This window comes from Streptomyces sp. C1-1, from assembly GCF_050214755.1.
Classification (GTDB): domain Bacteria; phylum Actinomycetota; class Actinomycetes; order Streptomycetales; family Streptomycetaceae; genus Streptomyces.
In genome coordinates, this window is the sequence record NZ_CP189826.1 from 4,157,354 (window position 1) to 4,178,088 (window position 20,735).

21 protein-coding genes are annotated in these 20,735 nt (G+C 70.9%); 9 read left to right on the forward strand and 12 right to left on the reverse strand.

Translation table 11 applies throughout. From position 1 onward, the window contains the following. Nucleotides 1-186: 186 nt before the first annotated feature. The 5 genes from afsQ1 (at nt 187) to ACQF4J_RS18850 (ending at nt 4,043) form a co-directional block, all read left to right on the forward strand. On the forward strand, nt 187-864 hold the full coding sequence (gene afsQ1 / locus ACQF4J_RS18830) for a two-component system response regulator AfsQ1 (RefSeq protein WP_200703209.1): 678 nt from the start codon (nt 187-189) through the stop codon (nt 862-864). After that, on the forward strand, nt 861-2,438 hold the full coding sequence (locus ACQF4J_RS18835; protein ID WP_351580349.1) for a HAMP domain-containing sensor histidine kinase: 1,578 nt from the start codon (nt 861-863) through the stop codon (nt 2,436-2,438). The genes afsQ1 and ACQF4J_RS18835 overlap by 4 nt, the downstream gene beginning before the upstream one ends. Continuing rightward, on the forward strand, nt 2,438-3,100 hold the full coding sequence (locus ACQF4J_RS18840; protein WP_351580356.1) for a hypothetical protein: 663 nt from the start codon (nt 2,438-2,440) through the stop codon (nt 3,098-3,100). Before ACQF4J_RS18835 ends, ACQF4J_RS18840 begins: the two co-directional genes overlap by 1 nt. Nucleotides 3,101-3,193: 93 nt before the next feature. Beyond that, nucleotides 3,194-3,745 carry a VanZ family protein gene (locus tag ACQF4J_RS18845; RefSeq protein ID WP_351580439.1) on the forward strand — a complete coding sequence of 184 codons (552 nt, stop codon included), beginning with the start codon at nt 3,194-3,196 and terminating at the stop codon, nt 3,743-3,745. Nucleotides 3,746-3,839: 94 nt separating this feature from the next. Further along, nucleotides 3,840-4,043, forward strand: a complete 204-nt coding sequence (locus ACQF4J_RS18850) for a PspC domain-containing protein (protein ID WP_200703212.1) — start codon at nt 3,840-3,842, stop codon at nt 4,041-4,043. Between the two features lie 71 nt (nt 4,044-4,114). Here ACQF4J_RS18850 and ACQF4J_RS18855 read toward each other — a convergent pair whose 3' ends face one another. After that, complete coding sequence (locus tag ACQF4J_RS18855; RefSeq protein ID WP_351803076.1) at nt 4,115-4,471, reverse strand: ATP-binding protein; 357 nt, start codon at nt 4,469-4,471, stop codon at nt 4,115-4,117. A 138-nt stretch (nt 4,472-4,609) separates the two neighbouring features. After that, the gene (locus tag ACQF4J_RS18860; protein WP_351580363.1) at nt 4,610-5,767 is read right to left on the reverse strand and encodes an adenosine deaminase; all 1,158 of its coding nucleotides are present in this window, start codon (nt 5,765-5,767) and stop codon (nt 4,610-4,612) included. Nucleotides 5,768-5,880: 113 nt separating this feature from the next. Here ACQF4J_RS18860 and ACQF4J_RS18865 point away from each other — a divergent pair, with 113 nt between their 5' ends. Beyond that, the gene (locus tag ACQF4J_RS18865) at nt 5,881-6,642 is read left to right on the forward strand and encodes an alpha/beta hydrolase (RefSeq protein ID WP_351580366.1); all 762 of its coding nucleotides are present in this window, start codon (nt 5,881-5,883) and stop codon (nt 6,640-6,642) included. Nucleotides 6,643-6,650: 8 nt separating this feature from the next. Here ACQF4J_RS18865 and ACQF4J_RS18870 read toward each other — a convergent pair whose 3' ends face one another. Continuing rightward, a complete protein-coding gene (locus tag ACQF4J_RS18870; protein WP_351580369.1) occupies nt 6,651-7,601 on the reverse strand; it encodes a LysR family transcriptional regulator in 951 nt (316 codons plus the stop codon). A 63-nt stretch (nt 7,602-7,664) separates the two neighbouring features. On the opposite strand from ACQF4J_RS18870, the gene ACQF4J_RS18875 reads away from it, so the two are divergent. Then, on the forward strand, nt 7,665-8,945 hold the full coding sequence (locus ACQF4J_RS18875) for an MFS transporter (protein ID WP_351580372.1): 1,281 nt from the start codon (nt 7,665-7,667) through the stop codon (nt 8,943-8,945). A 140-nt stretch (nt 8,946-9,085) separates the two neighbouring features. Further along, complete coding sequence (locus ACQF4J_RS18880) at nt 9,086-10,111, forward strand: sigma-70 family RNA polymerase sigma factor (RefSeq protein ID WP_351580375.1); 1,026 nt, start codon at nt 9,086-9,088, stop codon at nt 10,109-10,111. Here the strand turns inward: ACQF4J_RS18880 and ACQF4J_RS18885 are convergent. Beyond that, complete coding sequence (locus ACQF4J_RS18885; protein WP_351580377.1) at nt 9,995-10,381, reverse strand: STAS domain-containing protein; 387 nt, start codon at nt 10,379-10,381, stop codon at nt 9,995-9,997. The genes ACQF4J_RS18880 and ACQF4J_RS18885 overlap by 117 nt on opposite strands. A 155-nt stretch (nt 10,382-10,536) precedes the next feature. Between ACQF4J_RS18885 and ACQF4J_RS18890 the strand changes: the two genes are divergently transcribed. Further along, nucleotides 10,537-11,457, forward strand: a complete 921-nt coding sequence (locus tag ACQF4J_RS18890) for an AEC family transporter (RefSeq protein WP_351580380.1) — start codon at nt 10,537-10,539, stop codon at nt 11,455-11,457. A gap of 10 nt (nt 11,458-11,467) precedes the next feature. On the opposite strand, the gene ACQF4J_RS18895 is transcribed toward ACQF4J_RS18890, so the two are convergent. The 8 genes from ACQF4J_RS18895 to ACQF4J_RS18930 all read right to left on the reverse strand — a co-directional run bounded on the left by ACQF4J_RS18895 (nt 11,468) and on the right by ACQF4J_RS18930 (nt 20,605). Beyond that, nucleotides 11,468-12,049, reverse strand: coding sequence for a Uma2 family endonuclease (locus tag ACQF4J_RS18895; RefSeq protein WP_427166224.1), 582 nt, complete (start codon nt 12,047-12,049; stop codon nt 11,468-11,470). A 95-nt stretch (nt 12,050-12,144) separates the two neighbouring features. Then, entirely contained in the window at nt 12,145-13,422 is a 1,278-nt protein-coding gene (locus tag ACQF4J_RS18900; RefSeq protein ID WP_351580442.1) for a thymidine phosphorylase, read from the reverse strand. 79 nt (nt 13,423-13,501) lie between these two features. Further along, nucleotides 13,502-13,903 carry a cytidine deaminase gene (locus ACQF4J_RS18905; RefSeq protein WP_351580383.1) on the reverse strand — a complete coding sequence of 134 codons (402 nt, stop codon included), beginning with the start codon at nt 13,901-13,903 and terminating at the stop codon, nt 13,502-13,504. Continuing rightward, nucleotides 13,900-15,186 carry an ABC transporter permease gene (locus ACQF4J_RS18910; RefSeq protein ID WP_351580386.1) on the reverse strand — a complete coding sequence of 429 codons (1,287 nt, stop codon included), beginning with the start codon at nt 15,184-15,186 and terminating at the stop codon, nt 13,900-13,902. The genes ACQF4J_RS18905 and ACQF4J_RS18910 overlap by 4 nt, the downstream gene beginning before the upstream one ends. Next, nucleotides 15,186-16,313: an ABC transporter permease gene (locus tag ACQF4J_RS18915; RefSeq protein WP_351580389.1), complete on the reverse strand. Its 1,128-nt coding sequence runs from the start codon at nt 16,311-16,313 to the stop codon at nt 15,186-15,188. Before ACQF4J_RS18915 ends, ACQF4J_RS18910 begins: the two co-directional genes overlap by 1 nt. Next, entirely contained in the window at nt 16,310-17,869 is a 1,560-nt protein-coding gene (locus ACQF4J_RS18920) for an ABC transporter ATP-binding protein (protein WP_427168598.1), read from the reverse strand. Before ACQF4J_RS18920 ends, ACQF4J_RS18915 begins: the two co-directional genes overlap by 4 nt. Before the next feature lie 167 nt (nt 17,870-18,036). Next, complete coding sequence (locus tag ACQF4J_RS18925; RefSeq protein WP_351580392.1) at nt 18,037-19,095, reverse strand: BMP family lipoprotein; 1,059 nt, start codon at nt 19,093-19,095, stop codon at nt 18,037-18,039. Between the two features lie 292 nt (nt 19,096-19,387). Beyond that, the gene (locus ACQF4J_RS18930) at nt 19,388-20,605 is read right to left on the reverse strand and encodes a M20 family metallopeptidase (RefSeq protein WP_351580448.1); all 1,218 of its coding nucleotides are present in this window, start codon (nt 20,603-20,605) and stop codon (nt 19,388-19,390) included. Between the last annotated feature and the right edge of the window lie 130 nt (nt 20,606-20,735).

Here is a 20,735-nt window from a genome sequence, read left to right on the forward strand (position 1 = left end):
GGTCCTTCCTTGCCTGTGCCGAAAAGCTTGCCCCCGCACCTTCATGGCCGTGTCCGCCGACTGTCACAGACCTGTCACAGGGGTCGGTCGCAGGGAAGACACGGCAAGGTCACAGAGAGAAGCGGTAGGCGCCCGCATCCGTCCAGGTGTCGAACCGGACCCCCTCCATGGGCCAGAATGAGCCCCGTGCCTTCCCTGTTGCTGATCGAGGACGACGACGCCATCCGAACGGCCCTGGAGCTCTCACTGACGCGCCAGGGTCACCGGGTGGCCACCGCTGCCACCGGTGAGGACGGCCTGAAGCTGCTGCGCGAGCAGCGGCCGGACCTGATCGTGCTGGACGTGATGCTGCCCGGCATCGACGGTTTCGAGGTGTGCCGGCGCATCCGGCGCACCGACCAGCTGCCGATCATTCTGCTGACCGCGCGCAGCGATGACATCGATGTGGTGGTGGGCCTGGAGTCCGGCGCCGACGACTACGTCGTCAAACCGGTCCAGGGCCGGGTGCTGGACGCCCGGATCCGGGCCGTGCTGCGGCGCGGCGAGCGGGAGGCGAGCGACTCGGCGACGTTCGGCAGCCTCGTGATCGACCGTGCCGCGATGACGGTCACCAAGAACGGCGAGGACCTGCAGCTGACCCCGACGGAGCTCAGGCTGCTGCTGGAGCTGAGCCGGCGGCCGGGACAGGCGCTGTCCCGGCAGCAGTTGCTGCGGCTGGTCTGGGAGCACGACTACCTCGGCGACTCGCGGCTGGTCGACGCCTGTGTCCAGCGGCTGCGCGCCAAGGTCGAGGACGTGCCGTCGTCCCCGACGCTGATCCGTACCGTGCGCGGCGTGGGCTACCGGCTGGACACGCCTCAGTGACCGAAGCGCAAGGGGGGGTTCGCGGCTGGGCCGCGACTCGCAAGGGTCATCTGTCACGGCTGCGGTTCACCAGTCTGCGGCTGCGCCTGGTCGTCGTGTTCGGGCTGGTCGCGCTGACCGCGGCCGTCTCCGCGTCGGGAATCGCGTACTGGCTCAACCGCGAGGCCGTCCTCACCCGTACCCAGGACGCCGTGCTCGGCGACTTCAAGCAGGCGATGCAGAACCGGGCGGGCACCCTGCCCCCGCACCCCACGCAGGACGAACTGCAGCGCACGGCGGGCCAGATGGCCAACAGCAGCCAGCGCTTCAGCGTGCTGCTCGTCGCCCGGGACGCCGGCGGCAAGACGGTGTACGGCAGTTCGGGCGCCCTGGACGGCTTCTCGCTGCGGGACGTGCCCACGTCGCTGCGGGCGGCCGTGAACAAGCGGCAGGAGGTCGACTCCGGCAACAAGTACGCGTACCACCTGTACTGGCAGCGCGTCACCGACCACGGCACGCCGTATCTGGTGGCGGGCACGAAGGTGATCGACGGCGGGGTGACCGGCTACATGCTCAAGTCGCTGGAGCCGGAGGCCAAGGACCTCAACTCGCTGGCCTGGTCGCTGGGCATCGCCACCGGCCTGGCGCTGGTCGGCTCGGCGCTGCTCGCGCAGGCCGCCGCCTCCACGGTGCTGAAGCCCGTGCAACGGCTGGGCGTGGCCGCCCGGCGGCTCGGCGAGGGCAAGCTGGACACCCGGCTCAGGGTGTCGGGCACGGACGAACTCGCCGATCTGTCGCGGACGTTCAACGACGCGGCCGAGGCGCTGGAGAAACGGGTCGACGACATGGCCGCGCGGGACGAGGCGTCCCGGCGCTTCGTCGCGGACATGAGCCATGAGCTGCGTACGCCGCTCACCGCGATCACCGCCGTGACGGAGATCCTCGAGGAGGAGCTGGAGGCGGAGTCCGGGTCGATGGACCCGATGATCGAGCCCGCCGTGCGGCTCGTCGTCAGCGAGACCCGGCGGCTCAACGACCTCGTCGAGAACCTGATGGAGGTCACCCGCTTCGACGCGGGCACGGCGAAGCTGGTCCTGGACGACGTCGACGTCGCCGACCAGATCACCGCCTGCATCGACGCCCGCGCCTGGCTGGACGCGGTCGAGCTGGACGCCGAGCGCGCCATCCACGCCCGTCTGGACCCGCGTCGCCTGGACGTGATCCTCGCCAACCTCATCGGCAACGCGCTCAAGCACGGCGGCTCGCCGGTACGGGTCTCGGTGCGGGCGTCGGACGCGAAGGGCGGGCAGGGCGCCGAGGTCGTGATCGCCGTGCGCGACCACGGGCCCGGCATCCCGGACGACGTCCTGCCGCACGTCTTCGACCGTTTCTACAAGGCCAGCGCCTCCCGCCCGCGCTCCGAGGGAAGCGGACTCGGCCTCTCCATCGCCATGGAGAACGCGCACATCCACGGCGGCGAGATCACCGCCGCCAACTCGCCCGAGGGCGGAGCCGTGTTCACGCTGCGTCTGCCCCGGGACGTGTCGGCACTCACGGAGGGCGCCGACGGCGAGGCCGAGAAGAGGGACGCGTGATGGACGTACGGGGTCGCCGGTCGTGGGCGTGGCTCCCGCCGGCCGTGCGGGGTCGCCGGTCGAAGGCGTGGCTCCTGCCGGCGCTGCCCGTCCTCGCGGGGCTGCTCGCCGGCTGCGGCATCCGCTCCACCCAGGTCCCGACGGACTTCGGCGCGGCACCCTCGCAGGTCACCTGTTCCCTGGCCCAGCCGGACGTCTCGGCTCAGGCCTCGCGCGGCCTGCCCGTCCAGGTGTTCCTGCTGTGCGGCTCGTCGCTGGTGGCCGTCGACCGGACGGTGCGCGTGCCGGACGGCACGGCGGACTCGCAGCGACGCGTCCTGGTGGCGCAGGGGCTGCTCGACCAGCTGGCGGCGACGCCGTCGGCCGTCGAGAAGGAGGCCGGTTACACCACGGGCGTGCGCGGCGGCATGACGGTCGGCGGTCCGCGCGCCGGGGACCCCGACGACACGCTGCGTCTGAGCACCCCGCCGGGCGACCTGACCTCCTACGCCCTCGCCCAGGTCGTGTGCACGTTCTCCGACTCGGCGGCGGCCGAGGGCGACGGCTCGGTGATCCTCGGCGGGCCCGGGCGCGGGCCGCTGCGCCGCTACGAGTGCACGGACGACGTGCGCTCCCGGCCGGGCAGCGAACAGCCGCCGTCGAGTCGGGTCACGGGCGGCTGAACCGCCCCTGAACCCCGGGTGTGGCACAGGCCTCACAGCGGTACGTCGGCGCCACACGGAACCGATCCCGCCGGGGGGCGCGTCTTGGGCAGCGTGCAGCGTCAAGGCTCCATCGGCGGCAGCGCCGCGATCCGCATCCGTGTGACAGGGGGTGTCCTCCTCGTCGCACACCTCGCGTTCGTCGCCTGGTTCACACTGCGGCCGCTGGACGTGCCCTGGGTGACGCCGCCGAACGTGCGTCCGTTCGCCAGTATCAGGGCCGATCTGCTGCTGGGCTGGCAGGTGGCGGCCCGCCGGATCGCCGAGGGGCTCGCGCTGCTCGCCCCGCTGGGTGTGCTGCTTCCGACGGCGCACGGCAGGCTGGACTCCTCGCCGCTCGGCTCCCTGGTCCGCACGACCGCCGCCGGCGCGCTGGTCTCGCTCGGCATCCTGCTGTTGCAGACGGCCGTACCGGGCCGCGTGCCCGATGTGGACTCCCTGCTCCTCAACACGGTCGGGGTGGCCCTGGCGCACCTCGCCGTCGTCCCGGCCGCCCGCGTCCGGCTGCGTCGCAGGTCGGAGCGGGACGACCGGGCGGCCGTCCATCAGGAGGAGGCGGCTCAGGGTCGGACCCCGACGTTTCCCAGGGTCGGGATCGCACCGTAGAGCGATGCTTCGCCCCCTTCGTCCCCGTAGCGTGGAAGGCAGATGAGGAAGCCGCCAAGGGCCTCCTCCACCGACGCTCACGAAGGAGCCGCAGATGTCCGCCCTCGTCCGCCCCACCAACGGTCGCATGATCGGCGGAGTGTGCGCCGGTCTGGCTCGGCGCTTCGGCACCTCCGCGACCACGATGCGGGTGATCTTCCTGGTGTCGTGCCTGCTGCCGGGCCCTCAGTTCCTGCTCTACATAGCCCTGTGGATCCTGTTGCCCTCGGAGGACAAGGCGGCCCGCGCCGCCTGGTGACATTTTTCGCGCGTATGCCGATGGGGCGCACCCCGTGTCCAGAGGGTGCGCCCCATCGGCGCGTGTGGGGGTCAGCCCAGCGGGAGGCCGTTCACCGGCAGACCGTGCGTGGGCAGGCCCTGGGCCACCGGGAGGCCGCCGAGCAGACCGGCGACGGGCCCGGTCGGACCGTGGGCGAGCTTCTGCGCCGCGACCGGCTGCACGGCGGCCAGTCCGGCGCCGACCGCGTCCTTGCCGTGGGCCGCCGCGTCACCCGCACCCGGCACCGCGTGGGAGAGGTTCTCCGCCGGGAGCGTCTTGGTGACGCTGTCCAGCGCCCCGGTGGCGTTCGGGAGCCCCGGGGCCGCGGTCGCGGCACCGGCGCCCGCGGCGGCGAAGGCGGCACCCAGGGCGGCGACACCGAGGGCCTTGACAGCAGACTGCTTCATTGAATGCGTCCTCGAAATGGGGTTACGGGGATGTGAGCGGTCCCCGAACGTAAACACGCGGACGCTGCCGCCGCAAATATCGAAATGCGGACGGATTGTGAATACCCGTCCGCATTCCGCGCCGCCGATGTCGCCCGTTCAGCCCTCCGACTCCACAGAACCGCTGGTGGAGGCGGTCTGCTGGAACAGCCATTCGGACTTCAGCTCCGCGTATCCGGGCTTGACGACGTCATTGATCATCGCCAGTCGTTCATCGAAAGGAATGAACGCTGATTTCATCGCATTGACGGAGAACCACTGCATGTCGTCGAGCGTGTAGCCGAATGCGTCGACAAGGTGCTCGAATTCCCGGCTCATGCTCGTGCCGGACATCAGCCGGTTGTCGGTGTTCACCGTGGCGCGGAAGTGCAGCCGTCGCAGCAGCCCGATCGGGTGCTCGGCGTACGAGGAGGCGGCGCCGGTCTGCAGGTTGGAGCTGGGGCACAGCTCCAGCGGGATGCGCTTGTCCCGGACGTAGGAGGCGAGCCGCCCGAGCTTGACCGAGCCGTCGACCTGGACCTGGATGTCGTCGATGATGCGCACCCCGTGCCCGAGCCGGTCGGCGCCGCACCACTGCAGGGCCTGCCAGATGGAGGGCAGCCCGAAGGCCTCCCCGGCGTGGATGGTGAAGTGGTTGTTCTCCCGCTTGAGGTACTCGAAGGCGTCGAGGTGCCGGGTGGGCGGGTAGCCGGCCTCGGCGCCCGCGATGTCGAAGCCGACGACGCCCAGGTCGCGGTAACGGTTGGCGAGTTCGGCGATCTCCAGGGCGCGGGCCGCGTGCCGCATGGCGGTGAGCAGGGCGCCGACGCGGATGCGCTGGCCGTTCTGACGGGCGATCCGCTCGCCTTCCCGGAAGCCCTCGTTGACGGCCTCGACGACCTCTTCGAGGCTCAGTCCGCCCTCGAGGTGCTGTTCGGGCGCGTAGCGCACCTCCGCGTAGACGACCCCGTCCTCGGCGAGGTCCTCGGCGCACTCGCGCGCGACCCGGACGAGGGCGTCGCGGGTCTGCATGACGCCGACGGTGTGGGAGAAGGTCTCCAGGTACCGCTCCAGCGAACCGGAGTCGGCGGCCTCGCGGAACCAGACGCCGAGCTTGCCGGGGTCGGTCTCGGGGAGGCGTGTGTAGCCCGTGCTGTGGGCGAGTTCGACGATCGTCCCCGGACGGAGGCCGCCGTCGAGGTGGTCGTGCAGCAGAACCTTCGGCGCCCGGCGGATCTGATCCGGCGTCGGGGTGTTCGACATGGTCTGGCTCGTCATTTCCGCACTCTACCTCCTACGCGCGTAGACGGCGCGGTGTACATGTGCGTCGATACGTAACGGTGACCGCACCGACGGGTCATGTACACCCTCGCTTCTGACACTGTTCTGTCATGGCACACCAAGCGACGCCGGTACGACGGGCCCGGCTGGGGAGGGCGTTCGGTCCGGAGCCGACGGCGGTGAGCGCAGTGGTGCTGCTGCTCCCCGGCGGCGACGAGGAGTCCGACCGCAGACCGTCTCCCATGCTGGCGGCCGCGTCCGTACGGGCGTTGGGCCGCAGGCTGGCCCGGGCCGGCCGGGAGGACGGGCTGGCCACGCATGTCGTCCACTACCGCTACCGGGGCTGGAACGGCAGCGAGGCCCATCTGGCACGGGACGCCTCCTGGGCCGTGGACGAGGTCGTACGGCGGTACGGGGACGTCCCCGTGTGCCTCGTCGGCTTCGACATGGGCGGGCGGGCCGCGCTGCGCGCGGGCGGGCACGAGGCCGTCAACTCGGTGGTGGCGATCGCGCCCTGGCTGCCGGAGGAGGACGTGGCGGCGTCCCCTGAACCGGTGAAGCAGTTGGTGGGCCGACGAGTGCTGATGGTGCACGGCACGAACGACGAACGCACCGATCCGGAGCTGTCGTTCCGGCTCGCGGCCCGGGCGAAGAAGGCGAACCGGGAGGTGTGCCGGTTCGAGGTGCACGCCGACGGCCACGGGCTGCACCAGTACCGGCGTGAAGTGCACGCGCTGACCGAGGACTTCGTGATGGGTGCGCTGTTCGGGAAGGGGCTGTCACGGCCGGTCGAGGACGCGCTGGCGGCTCCGCCTCCTCTGGGGCTTCGGATGCCGCTGGCCGCGGGGTTCGGCAAGTCGCTGCGCCGTTGACCGCACGTTCAGGGCAGCAGACTTCCCCTTCGCGAGAGCAGGAACTTCTTGAAGGCGGCCACCGGGGGCGTGTCCGGATGGCCGTCCAGCCAGGCCACGCCGATCTCCCTGGCCGCCCTCGGGGCCGTGACCGTCAGCTCGACGACTCCCGGGCGGGGGAAGGCCGGTGGCGGGAGGAGGGCCACGCCCAGGCCCGCGGCCACCAGGCCCCGTAGCGTCTCCGCCTCCTCGCCCTCGAAGGCGACGCGCGGCTTGAAGCCCGCCTCCTGGCACAGGTCGTCCGTGATGCGGCGCAGGCCGTAGCCGGGTTCCAGGGTGACGAAGGCCTCCTCGGCGGCTTCCGCCAGGCGGACGCGCCGGCGCGTGGCGAGGGCATGGTCGACGGGGACGACCAGCCGGAGCTTCTGCTCGTCCAGGCGGCGGGCCACGAGGTCGGGGGCGTCGGGGACCGGAGAGGTGAGGCAGAGGTCCAGCTCGCCCGCGCGCAGCTTCTCCAGCATGGCCTCGCCGTAGTTCTGGACCAGGCTGAAGCGGATCCGGGGATGGTCGAGGCGGAAGGCCTGGATGAGCGCGGGGACGGTCTCCGCGCCCATCGTGTGCAGAAAGCCGAAGGCGACCTTGCCGGAGGCGGGGTCGGCGTCGGCGCGGACCTCGTCGGCGGCGCGCTCGATCTCGGTGAGGGCGCGCTCGACGTGGGTGAGGAAGGTGCGGCCGGCCGGGGTGAGGGAGACCGTGCGGCCGTGGCGGGCGAACAGGTCGACGCCCAGGTCCTGCTCCAGGCGCGCCATGGCGCGGGACAGGGTGGACTGCGGCACCTGGAGTTCCTGCGCGGCGCGGGTGACGTGCTCGGTGCGGGCCACGCCGGCGAAGTGGGCGAGGCGGGGCGCCAGCAACATCGTCATGTCTTCTGTGTCACTGGTCGGTGACAGGCGGGGCTGTGAGCTCGGGTCATGCACCATGGGAACGATTATGGCGATTCCATGCATTGGACGGATGAGCGGGGGCGTACGTAGCTTCGAGGCATGTCTCCCGCCAGTACCGGGGCGTCCAGCGTCATGGGCGCCGTCACGACCGCTTCCCCCGCCGCCTCCGACTCCCGTATGACCCCCGGCGGGCCGGGCTACCGCCGGATGAGCTTCGCGCTCTTCCTCGCCGGTGTCGCGACCTTCGCGCTGCTGTACTCCACGCAGGCCCTGCTGCCCCTGATCTCGGGCGAGTTCGGGGTGGCGGCGAGCGAGGCGAGCTGGACGGTCGCGGCGGCCACCGGCGGGCTGGCGCTGTTCGTCCTGCCGATGAGCGCGCTGTCGGAGCGGTTCGGCCGCCGGACGGTGATGACCGCCTCGCTGGCCGTCGCGGTGTCGGTGGGGCTCCTGGTGCCGTTCGCGCCCTCGCTGGGCGTGCTGGTGGTGCTGCGTGCCCTGCAGGGCGCCGCGCTGGCCGGTCTGCCGGCGTCGGCGACGGCGTATCTCGCCGAGGAGGTCAGGCCCAAGGCGCTGGTCACGGCGATCGGGCTGTTCGTGGCGGGCAACAGCGTCGGCGGGATGAGCGGCCGGGTCATCACCGGGTGGGTCGCGCAGCTGTGGGGCTGGCGGGTGGCCGTCGGTGTCATCGGGGTGATCGCGGTGGCCTGTGCGGTGGCGTTCCGGCTGCTGCTGCCCGCGCCGCGGCACTTCGTGGCCGGTTCGCTGCGGCCGCGGGTCCTGGCCCGGACGGTCCGGAACCACCTGGCCGACCCGCTGCTGCGCCGGCTGTACGCGATCGGCGCGCTGTTCATGACGGTGTTCGGCGGTGTGTACACGGTGATCGGCTACCGCCTGACCGAGGGGCCCTTCTCCCTCCCCCAGGGCATCGTCGGCTCGATCTTCCTCGTCTACCTGGTCGGCACGGTGTCCGCGTCCACGGCCGGACGGCTGGTGGGCCGCCTGGGCCGCCGCGGCGCGCTGTATCTCGCGGGCGGTACGACGGCGGGCGGGCTGCTGCTGACGCTGGCCGGCTCCCTGGTACCGGTCCTGCTGGGTCTGGTGCTGATCACGGCCGGGTTCTTCGCGGGCCACGCGGTCGCCTCGTCGGCGGTCAGCAAGACGGCCACGACCGGCCGGGCACAGGCCTCGGCCCTGTACCAGTCGGCGTACTACGTCGGCTCCAGCGCGGGCAGCACGGTCGGCGCGACGGCCTTCCACGCCGGTGGCTGGGCCGGGACGGTGGCCGTCGGGCTGCTGGCGGTACTGGGCGTGGTGACGATCACGGTGCTGGGGTCACGCGCGGCACGGGTCGCGGCGCGAAGCCGTCCCGTCACGGCGTGAACGAGCCGGTGCGGCCAGTGGCCGCACCGCGCCGACCTGCGCCTTCGGCTGCTCCAGGGGCCATTGTCAGTGCGCTGCGCTAGCTTCGGACGTGCTGGGCGCGAAGGCGCGCGACAGGAATGCCACAGGGGTGGGTGGACATGAGCGACGGTACGGCGACCACGACCGCGGATCTCGACGTCAGGCTGGAGAAGCACCGCGTCGAACTGACCGGGTACTGCTACCGCATGCTCGGCTCCTCCTTCGAGGCCGAGGACGCGGTGCAGGACACGATGGTCCGCGCCTGGCGCAGCTACGAGAAGTTCGAGGGCCGCTCCAGCCTGCGCTCGTGGCTGTACCGCATCGCGACGAACGTCTGCCTGGACATGCTGACCGCCGGCAACAAGCGCGCCCGGCCGATGGACCTCAGCGAGTCCACCCCGCTCGCCCAGGCCGCCCTCTCCCCGCGCCCCGACAACACCTGGCTCGAGCCGATGCCGGACAACCGCGTGCTGCCCACGACGGACGACCCGGCCGAGGCGGCCGTCGCCAAGGAGTCGGTGCGGCTCGCCTTCATGGCCGCCCTGCAGCAGCTGCCGGCCAAGCAGCGGGCGGTGCTCATCCTGCGCGAGGTGCTGGCCTGGAGGGCGAGCGAGGTCGCCGAGCTGCTGGACACGTCGGTGGCGTCGGTCAACAGCGCGCTGCAGCGGGCCCGGGCCACGCTGGCCGAGCGCGAGAAGGCCGACAAGGCGGCCGGGGCGGCCGTGTCCGACCCGCTGGACGAGGAGCAGCAGAAGCTGCTGGAGCGCTATGTCGCCGCCTTCGAGGGGTACGACATGACCGCGTTGACGGCCCTGCTGCACGAGGACGCCGTCATGACGATGCCGCCGTTCGACCTGTGGCTGACGGGCCACGACGACATCACCGGCTTCATGACGACCCTGGGCTCCGCCTGCGAGGGCTCCCGGCTGCTGCCGGTGCGGGTCAACGGCCTGCCGGGGTTCGCCCAGTACAAGCCGGACCCGGAGGCGGGCGGCTACGCGCCGTGGGCGGTGCAGGTGCTGGAGATCTCAGAGGGCCGGCTCACCGGGTTCCACTTCTTCCTCGACACCAAGCGGTGGTTCCCGCTGTTCGACCTGCCCCTCCATCTCGAAGCGGAGCCCGACCAGACCGAGCAGGGCGTGTAGGGAGGGCGCGGGGTCCCGCAGCCGGATGCGTCCCCCGGCCCGCCGGGCGGCGAGCTGCAGCCGCGCCAGCAGGTCGACGGCGCCGAGGCCCGGGGGCCCGATCCCGGCGACGTCGATCACGACGACGCCGGCGCCCGTGGACTCCAGCAGCGCCCGCACGTCGTCGCACAGCCCCGCCGCCTCGTCGCGGGTGACGGGGCCGGGCAGCACCAGCAGAGCAGGCTTCATGGCGTCCACGAGCGGTAGACCGGGCGAGCGGGCGGAACTCATCGCGGCGGGCCGCCTACGAGGCGTGTCCGCCGTTCGGGATCACATTGACCTGCCGCCCTGCTGCCCCAGAGGGTTGGATGCATGCCACACGGATCAGCACCGTCCCGGACACCCGACGGCCCGCTTCCCGCCGAGGACCTCGCGAAGGAGCCGCCGTGCAGGGCGTGTTGACGGGCTTCGCGGTCATCGCGGTCGTCATCGGCGTCGGTTACGTCATCGGACGCGGCGGTCACCTCGGGGAGCACGGCCGAGAGGTCCTGACCAAGCTGGCCTTCCACGTGGCGTCCCCGGCGCTGCTGTTCACCACCCTCGCCCGCGCCGACCTGTCGGTGATCTTCTCCAGCCGGCTGCTGGTGACGGCCATGAGCACGGCAGCGGCGGCGGGTGTGTTCGTCGCGGTGGGCGCCGTGCGGGACTGGGGCGTGGGCCGCACCACGATCGGCGCCCTGTGCTCCAGCTACGTCAACTCCGGCAACCTCGGCATCCCGATCGCGGTGTACGTCCTGGGTGACGCGTCGCTGGTCGCGCCCGTCCTGCTCTTCCAGCTCATCGGGGTCACCCCGGTCGCCCTGACGATCCTCGACCTGTCCGGCAAGGGCGAGAAGGGCCCGCTGTGGCTACGGCTGCTGACGCCCCTGCGCAATCCGATCGCCGTGGGCTCGCTGGCCGGGGTGGCGGTGTCGGCGCTCGGGGTGCGGGTCCCGGCCCCCGTCATGGACCCCCTGACCCTGATCGGCAACATGTCGGTCCCGGCGGTCCTGCTGGCCTTCGGGATCTCCCTGTGCGGCAGCACGATGCCGGGCCGGGGCGCCGACCGGGCTCCGGTGTTCCTGTCCGTGGCCCTCAAGTCGGTGGGCCAGCCGGCCGCTGCCTGGGCCCTGGCGGCGGGCGTCTTCGGCCTGAGCGGCCACCAACTCCTCGACGTGGTGGTGACGTCGGCGCTCCCGGCCGCCCAGAACCTGTACACGTACGCGAGCCGGTACCGGGTGGCGGAGGGGCTGGCCCGGGACTCGATCCTGCTGTCCACGGCGCTGTCGGTGCCGGTGCTGGTAGCGGTGGCGGCACTGTTGGGCTGAGGCTCTCACTTCAGCGGGAAGATGCCGGTGTCCAGGACCAGCTTGAACGGTGCGGGACCGTCAGCTCCTCGCCGTATTCCACCGAAGCGAGGACTCGGTAGGTGCCGCTCTGCGGTTCTCCGTAGAGCGTCGCCGTGGGACGCCCCGACTGCCAGGCGTCCAGGAGGAGATAGAGGGATACGCCCGCGACGGCGTAGCCATGCGCCTTCTTGATGCGGTCGTGGTTCGCGTTGCTCTTGGACGTGACCTCCACGACGAGTTCGGCCTCCCCCGCGTGCACGCGCGTGCCGCGGCGCAGAGCGGCCCTCGGCACCACGCACAGGTCCGGCATGAACAGGCCGCCCGTCTCGGGGCATGCGAGGCCGAGGGTCTGATAGATCCCCCGGTCGTTCGGAATGGCCGTGTACAAGTGACGCTGAACCAGCTCAGCGGTGTCGTTGTGCTCTTCGGAAGGCGGAGGCGACACGGTGACGATCCCTTCGATGATCTCCACCTTGCTGCCCTCGGGAGCGTCCGTCTCCTCCCAGACACGGACGAGCTCGTCCCAGTCCGTGCCCCCAGGGGAGCCGGACTCGGCGGCGAGTGCGCTCATGGCGGTCTCCAATCGGTCGTCACCGATCCCAGCATGCCGAACGGGACCGGTGGGGGTCCACCGATCCCGTTCGCTCGAAAGGGAAAATCCCCTGGTCAGGCGATACGTTCCAGCACGACCGGCGACGCCGTGAACTCCGTACCCGACGCCCCGATGTCGTAGGAACCCTCCACCGCCTGCAGGGCGTACTCGAAGCGTTCGGGGGTGTCGGTGTGGAGGGTCAGCAGGGGCTGGCCCTCCTTGACCGTGTCGCCCGGCTTGGCGTGCATCTCGACGCCCGCGCCCGCCTGCACCGGGTCCTCCTTGCGGGCCCGGCCCGCGCCCAGGCGCCAGGCGGCGACGCCGATGTCGTAGGCGTCGAGGCGGGTGAGGACACCGGTCGACGGGGCCTTGATCACGTGCTGCTCCTTCGACGTGGGCAGCGCCGCGTCCGGGTCGCCGCCCTGGGCCGCGATCATCCGGCGCCAGACGTCCATCGCGGAGCCGTCCGCCAGGGCCTTCGCCGGGTCGGCGTCGCGGACGCCGGCCGCGTCCAGCATCTCCCGGGCCAGGGCGATCGTCAGTTCCACGACGTCCGCCGGGCCCCCGCCCGCCAGGACCTCGACCGACTCGCGGACCTCCAGCGCGTTGCCCGCGGTGAGGCCGAGCGGGGTGGACATGTCGGTCAGCAGGGCGACCGTCCTCACACCGTGGTCGGTGCCGAGGCCCACCATGGTGGACGCCAGCTCCCGCGCGTCCTCGATGGTCTTCATGAACGCGCCGGTGCCGACCTTCACGTCCAGGACCAGGGAGCCGGTGCCTTCCGCGATCTTCTTCGACATGATCGAGGAGGCGATCAGCGGGATCGCCTCGACCGTGCCGGTCACGTCCCGCAGGGCGTAGAGCTTCTTGTCCGCGGGGGCCAGACCGTCGCCCGCCGCGCAGATCACGGCGCCGGTGGTGTCGAGGACGTGCAGCATCTCCTCGTTGGACAGCAGCGCGCGCCAGCCCGGGATCGACTCCAGCTTGTCCAGGGTGCCGCCGGTGTGGCCGAGGCCCCGGCCCGACAGCTGCGGGACGGCGGCACCGCACGCGGCGACCAGAGGGGCCAGCGGCAGCGTGATCTTGTCGCCGACGCCGCCCGTGGAGTGCTTGTCGGCCGTCGGGCGGGACAGGGACGAGAAGTCCATGCGCTCCCCGGAGGCGATCATCGCGGCGGTCCAGCGGGCGATCTCGCGGCGGTCCATGCCGTTGAGGAGGATGGCCATGGCGAGCGCGGACATCTGCTCGTCGGCGACCTCCCCGCGGGTGTACGCGTCGATCACCCAGTCGATCTGCTCGTCGCTGAGCTCGCCGCGGTCCCGCTTGGTGCGGATGACGGAGATGGCGTCCATGGCCATGGCGTGCGGTCCTTCCGTGGTTCAGGAAGTGTGCGGCCCCTTCGAGAGTCGACTCAAAGGGGCCGTACGGGAGTTACTTGTTGAGATGGTCCGGGCCGAAGGCCTGCGGCAGCATCTGCGACAGCGGGAGGATGCCCGCCGGGGTCTCCAGCAACAGGTCGGGGCCCCCGAACTCGTACAGCAGCTGACGGCAGCGGCCGCACGGGACCAGGATCTCGCCCTGGCCGTCGACGCACGTGAAGTGCGTCAGCCGGCCGCCGCCCGTGCGCTGCAGCTGCGAGACCAGCCCGCACTCGGCGCACAGTCCCAGGCCGTAGCTGGCGTTCTCGACGTTGCAGCCGGAGACGGTGCGGCCGTCGTCGACCAGGGCGGCGACGCCGACGGGGTAGCCCGAGTAGGGGGCGTACGCCTGGGTCATGGCCTCCCGGGCCAGCTCGCGCAGCGCCTCCCAGTCGACGTCGGCCGGCCGGGTCACTTGCCCTGCCCCTTGCGGTAGCGCATGCCGTCGGCCTTGGGCATCCTCAGGCGCTGCGCGGACAGCGACAGGACGAGGAGGGTGACGACGTACGGGGTGGCGCCCACGAAGTCGCTCGGGACCTCGTCGGTGACCAGGTACCACAGCAGGACGAGCGCGCCCACGAAGAGGCTGATGCCGCCCTGCCAGTGCGCCTTCTTGTACATCTTCCAGCCGGCCATCGCCACGAGCAGCACGACCAGCAGGAGCAGCAGCGCGTGGACGGTCTGGCCGCCGTTGCGCAGCTGGAGCGCGTCGGAGTAGCCGAACAGGCCGGCGCCCATGGCGAGGCCGCCGGGCCGCCAGTTGCCGAAGATCATGGCGGCGAGACCGATGTAGCCGCGTCCGCCGGTCTGGCCCTCCAGGTAGATGTGCGAGGTGACCAGGGCGAGGAAGGCGCCGCCGAGGCCGGCCAGACCGCCGGAGACGGCGACGGCCACGTACTTGTACTTGTAGACGTTGACGCCGAGGGACTCCGCCGCGATGGGGTTCTCGCCGCAGGAACGCAGGCGCAGACCGAACGGGGTGCGCCACAGCAGCCACCAGCTGGCGACGAACAGCACGAAGGCCAGGATCGTGATGACCGACAGGTTGGTGACCAGGCCGCCGAGGATGCCCGCGAGGTCGGAGATCAGGAACCAGTGGTGGTTCTCGAGCGAGTGCAGGGCGCCGGACAGACCCGGGATGTCGAAGTTGGGCAGCGAGTCCACCGGCGGGGACTGCTTGGGGTTGCCGCCCGCGTCGGCCGCCTTGCCGTCGGAGAAGAACAGCTTGGCGAGGTACTGGGTGGTGCCGAGCGCCAGGAGGTTGATGGCGACACCGGAGACGATGTGGTCGACGCCGAACGTGACGGTCGCGACCGCGTGGACCAGACCGCCCAGGACGCCGAAGCCGACGCCGCACAGCAGGCCGAGCCAGGGGTTGGACTGCCAGCCGATCCAGCCGGCGCCGAAGGTGCCGAGGATCATCATGCCCTCGAGGCCGATGTTGACCACGCCGGAGCGCTCGGACCACAGACCGGCGAGACCGGCGAGACCGATCGGCACGGCGAGGCTCAGCGCGGCGCTGACCTGGCCGTCGGAGGTGAGCTGGTTGGCTCCGGTGATGGCGCGGACCGCGGCCACGAGGAGCAGCGCGCCCGCGACGATCATGAGGATCTGGCCGAGCGGGCGGCCCGACCGGGTGCTCGCGGTGTCCGCCTTGGGGGCCGCGGGCGGTGGCGTGTCGGTCATCGTGGCAGTCATCACGCCACCTCCTGCTTCTCGGTCGGGGCGGCGGCCTGGGCGGCGAGCTCGGCGCCGACCCGCTGCTGCTGGCGCCTGAGGCCGTAGCGCCGTACGACCTCGTAGGCGATGACGACGCACAGGACGATGACGCCCTGGATGACGCCGAGGATTTCCTTGTCGTACCCCTGGAACTCCAGGTGGTTGGTGGTGCGCTCCAGGAAGCCCCACAGCAGGGCGCCGAGCGCGATGCCGACCGGGTTGTTGCGGCCGAGCAGGGCGATGGCGATGCCGGTGAAGCCGATGCCCGTCGGGAAGTCGTTGCTGAACTGGTGGCTGTCGTTGAGCAGGGTCGGCATGCCGATCAGGCCGGCGATCGCGCCGGAGATGAGCATGCTGGTCGCGACCATCTTCTTCACGGACACACCGCTCGCGGCGGCCGCGCTCTCGGACTGGCCGACGGTGCGCAGGTCGAAGCCGAACCGGGTGCGGCCGAGCACGAACCAGTACGCGACTCCGACGAGGACGGCGATGAAGATGAAGCCCCACAGCTCGCCGGCGGCACCGGTGTCGATCTGGAAGAAGTACTCGTCCTTCGCCAGCGGCTTGGTGGAGACGACCGTGCCGCCGCTCTGTAGTTCAGCGAGCTTTCCGGGCTGCAGCAGGTAGGCGATGATCGCGGTGGCGATCGCGTTGAGCATGATCGTCGAGATGACCTCGCTGACGCCGCGGGTCACCTTCAGCACACCGGCGATGCCCGCCCAGACGGCACCGGTCGCCATCGCGCACAGGATGATCAGCGGGATGGAGATCCAGCCGGGCGTGGTCAGGGCGCCGCCGAGGACGGCGGCGAAGAACGCGGCGATGCGGTACTGGCCGTCGACACCGATGTTGAACAGGTTCATCCGGAAGCCGATGGCCACCGAGACACCCGCCAGGTAGTACGTCGTCGCCTTGTTGAGGATGTAGACCTGGCTGTCGCTGGCGGTGCCGTAGGTCAGCATGTCGCTGAAGGCGGCGCCCGGGTTCTTGCCGGTGGCGAGGATCACCAGGGTGGTGACGACGATCGCGGCGACGATCGCCAGCAGCGGGGCCGCGATCGCGAGGATCAGCCGCTCCTTGTCGATGCGTTGGGTCAGCTTGTTCATCGGGCGTCGTCCTCTGTGTGCTCCAGGTGGCCGGTGGCCGCACCCGTCATGGCGGAGCCCAGCTCCTCGGGGGTGATGGTGGCGGGGTCGGCGTCGGCGACCAGCCGGCCGCGGTACATCACCCGCAGGGTGTCGGACAGGCCGATGAGCTCGTCCAGGTCGGCGGAGATCAGCAGCACGGCCAGGCCCTCGCGGCGGGCCTCGCGGATGTGGTCCCAGATCGCGGCCTGGGCGCCGACGTCCACGCCCCGGGTGGGGTGGGCGGCGATCAGCAGCTTGGGCGCGTGGCTCATCTCGCGGCCGACGATCAGCTTCTGCTGGTTGCCGCCGGAGAGGGAGGCGGCGGTGACGTCGATGCCGGGGGTGCGGACGTCGTACGCCTCGATGATGCGCGAGGTGTCGGTGCGGGCGCCCTTGATGTCGAGGAGCTGGCCGCGGGAGTTGGGCCGCTCGCTGACGTGGCCGAGGATGCGGTTCTCCCACAGCGGGGCCTCGAGGAGCAGGCCGTGGCGGTGGCGGTCCTCGGGGATGTAGCCGACGCCGGCCTCGCGGCGGTGGCGGGTGGGGGCGTGGGAGATGTCGGTGCCGTCGAGGGCGATCGTGCCGGCGTTCAGGGTACGGATGCCCATGACGGCCTCGACCAGCTCGGACTGGCCGTTGCCCTCGACGCCGGCGATGCCGAGGACCTCGCCCTTGTGGATGGTGAAGGAGATGTCGTCGAGGATGATGCGCTCGACGCCGTCGAGGTCGGTCTGAGCCAGGCGCAGGCCGTCGACCTTGAGCAGTTCGAGGTCGGTGACCGTCGACTCCTCGGTCTCCGGCGTGGGCAGTTCGCTGCCGACCATCAGCTCGGCGAGCTGCTTGGTCGTGGTGCCGGCCGGCTTGACCGTTCCGACTGTGGTGCCGCGGCGGATGACGGTGATCTCGTCGGCGACGGAGAGGACCTCGCCCAGCTTGTGGGAGATGAAGATGACCGTGAGGCCCTCGGCCTTGAGGTCGCGCAGGTTGTCGAAGAGGGCTTCGACCTCCTGCGGGACGAGGACGGCGGTGGGCTCGTCGAGGATGAGGGTCTTCGCGCCGCGGTAGAGGACCTTGAGGATCTCCACGCGCTGGCGGTCGGCGACGCCGAGCTCCTCCAGCAGGACGTCCGGGCGGACGTTCAGCCCGTACGCGTCGGAGAGTTCCCTGATCTTCGCGCGGGCCTTGGCGCCGATGCCGTACAGCTTCTCCGCGCCGAGGACGACGTTCTCCAGGACGGTGAGGTTGTCGGCGAGCATGAAGTGCTGGTGCACCATGCCGATGCCGCGGGCGATGGCGTCGGCGGGGTTGTGGAAGACGACCGTCTCGCCGTTCACGGTGATGGTGCCCTCGTCGGCCTGCTGCATGCCGTAGAGGATCTTCATCAGGGTGGACTTGCCAGCGCCGTTCTCACCGCACAGGGCGTGGACGGTTCCGGTGCGGACGGTGATGTCGATGTCCTTGTTGGCGACGACGCCTGGGAATCGCTTGGTGATGCCGCGCAGTTCGACGGCAGCGGGAGGGCTGGACGCGTTGATGGCGCACTCTCCTCGGGGAAAGGGGCTGCGTAGGAGGGGGCAGGCGTCGGCGACGCTAGCGCGGCAACTCCGCGCTACACGCGTAGAGTTGACACATTGTTATGGCTCGGCGAGGGGGTTGACAAGGGCCCCTTCGCCGAGCCGGGGGTCAGGCGGGAACCGTCAGGTCACGTAGTGGTCTTGACCTTGACGGTGCCGTCGACGATCTTCTTCTTGGCAGCGTCCAGCTGGGACTTGATGTCGTCGATGTAGCCACCGCTGGTGGCCAGGCCGACACCGCCCTTGGCGAGCGAGTAGATCTGGTTGCCCGTCAGCGGCTTGCCGTCGTGCACGGACTTGATGAAGTCGTACACGCCGACGTCGACGTTCTTGACCATGGAGGTCAGGATCGAGGTCTTGTACGCGGCCAGACCCGGGATGTTGTACTGGTCCGAGTCCACGCCGATGGCCCAGGCGCCCTTGACGCCGTGGACGGCCTCGATCGCGCCGTTGCCGGAGGAGCCGGCCGCGGTGTAGATCACGTCGGCGCCGTTGTCGAGCATGCCGGACGCGGCCTCCTTGCCCTTGTCGGGGCTGGAGAAGCCGGACAGGTCCGAACCGTGGGTCAGGTACTGGACGTCGACCTTCGCCTTGGCGTTGGTGTCCTTGACGCCCTGGACGTAGCCCGCCGCGAACTTCTTGATCAGCGGGGTGTCGACGCCGCCGATGAAGCCGACGTGGTTCTTCTTGGTCTTCAGCGCCGCGGCGACACCGGCGAGGTAGGAACCCTGCTCCTCGGTGAAGGTGATGCTGTCGACGTTCTTGGCGGTCGCGACCGAGTCGATGAGGCCGAAGCTGACCTTCGGGTACTTCGCGGCGACCTTGTCGACCGAGGTGGCGTAGGAGAAGCCGACGGCGACGATCGGGTTGTAACCCGCGTCCGCCAGGTCGGTCAGCCGCTGCTCACGGTCGGCCTCGGTGTCGGAGTTCTTCGCGGTCAGCTCCTTGATGGAACCGCCGAACTCCTTCTCGGCCTTGTCGGCACCGCGCGCGGCGGAGTCGTTGAAGGAGCGGTCACCACGACCGCCGACGTCATACGCGAGACCGATCTTGATGCCCTTGCCGCCGCCGCCCGAGGACGAGGACGAGCTGCTGTTGTCGGAAGACGTACTGCCACAGGCAGTGGCAGTCAGTGCGAGAGCTGCGGACACGACACACGCAGCGGAAAGCTTTGCTACCCGGCGCACGGGAAGGCTCCTTCACCTGACCTGAGCGCCTCGTCGGCGCTTCATGTGAGCACCTTGCCAGTGCTCGGGCCCGGACGCCCCTGCGGCGTCGGCTTCGCGGCATCGTAACGCGCGTAGATGTCAGAAAAACACCCCTTCCGAAGCCGTTATCGATTCGAGGCAAACAGCGCCTGAACTCGGGGTCTGGAGACTTCACACGCCCCGGTTTCGATGTGCGCACGATTGGCTTACAACCATGTTGCGCCGGAAGGCCGAACGGCCCCCCGAGGGGGGCCGTTCGGGGAAGGTCCGCCTACTGCGCCGCGTCCAGCAGGGCCGCCGCCGTGAACAGCTCCACGCCCACCGTGATCGCCGACTCGTCGACGTCGAAGTCACCCTGGTGCAGGTCACGCACCGTGCGCTCGCCGGGCGGGCGGACGCCGAGGCGGGCCATGGCGCCGGGGACTTGCTCCAGGTACCAGGAGAAGTCCTCGCCGCCCAGGCTCTGCTCGGTGCCCTCGACGGACAGGGCGCCGCGGCGGGCGGTCTGGGCGTCGCGCAGCAGCTCGGTGACGTCCGGGTCGTTGACGACGGGCGGCACGCCACGGACGTAGTTGATCTCCGACTTGGCGCCGTGCAGGTTGGCGACCTCGTCGATGGCGGCGACGACCAGGTCCGGGGCCTGCCGCCAGGTGTCCAGGTCGAGGCAGCGCACGGTGCCGGAGAGCTCGGCGTGCTGCGGGATGACGTTCGGGGCGTGCCCGGACTCGATACGGCCCCAGGTCACGGCCAGGCCGCTGCGGCTGTCCACGCGCCGGCCGACCAGCGCGGGCACGTCGGTGGCGACCCGGGCGGCGGCGGTGACCAGGTCGGTGGTCAGGTGCGGGCGGGCGGTGTGGCCGCCGGGGCCGTCGAGCGCGACCTCGAGGCGGTCGCAGGCGGAGGTGATGGCACCCTCCCGCAGACCGATCCGCCCGGCGTCGACCCGGGGGTCGCAGTGCACGGCGAGGATGCGGCCCACTCCGTCGAGGACGCCGCACTCGATGGCGTCGGCGGCACCGCCGGGCAGCACCTCCTCGGCCGGCTGGAACAGCAGCCGCACCGGCCGCGGCAGCTTCCCGTGCCGGTGCAGGTCCGCCATGACGAGGCCGGCGCCGAGTACCACGGTGGTGTGCACGTCGTGTCCGCAGGCGTGCGCCCGGTCGGGCACGGTGGAGCGGTAGGCGCACTCGCTCTTGGTGTCCGGGATGGGCAGCCCGTCGATGTCGGCGCGCAGGGCGAGCATGGGCCGGCCGCCGTCCCACTCACCGATGTCACAGATGAGCCCGGTCCCCCCGGCGAGCACCCGCGGCTTCAGGCCCGCCCGCTCCAGCCGCTCCTTGATCGCAGCGGTGGTGCGGAACTCCTGGTTGCCGAGCTCCGGGTGCATGTGCAGGTCGCGGCGGAAGGCGACGAGTTCGGCACGCAGCGCCTCGGGGAGCGTGCCGGGCAGGGCTTCGCCGGGCAGATCGTTTTCGGACTCCGGTGACATCAGTTGCTTCACCCTCTGCAGGGTAGGACGCCGAGGGGGCCGACCGCCCTCGATCAACAAAACTTCAGCCCGTCAGGGGAAGAAAAATCGGCCGCTCGACGCATGGGTGGGAGGTGAGATGGGTAGACCT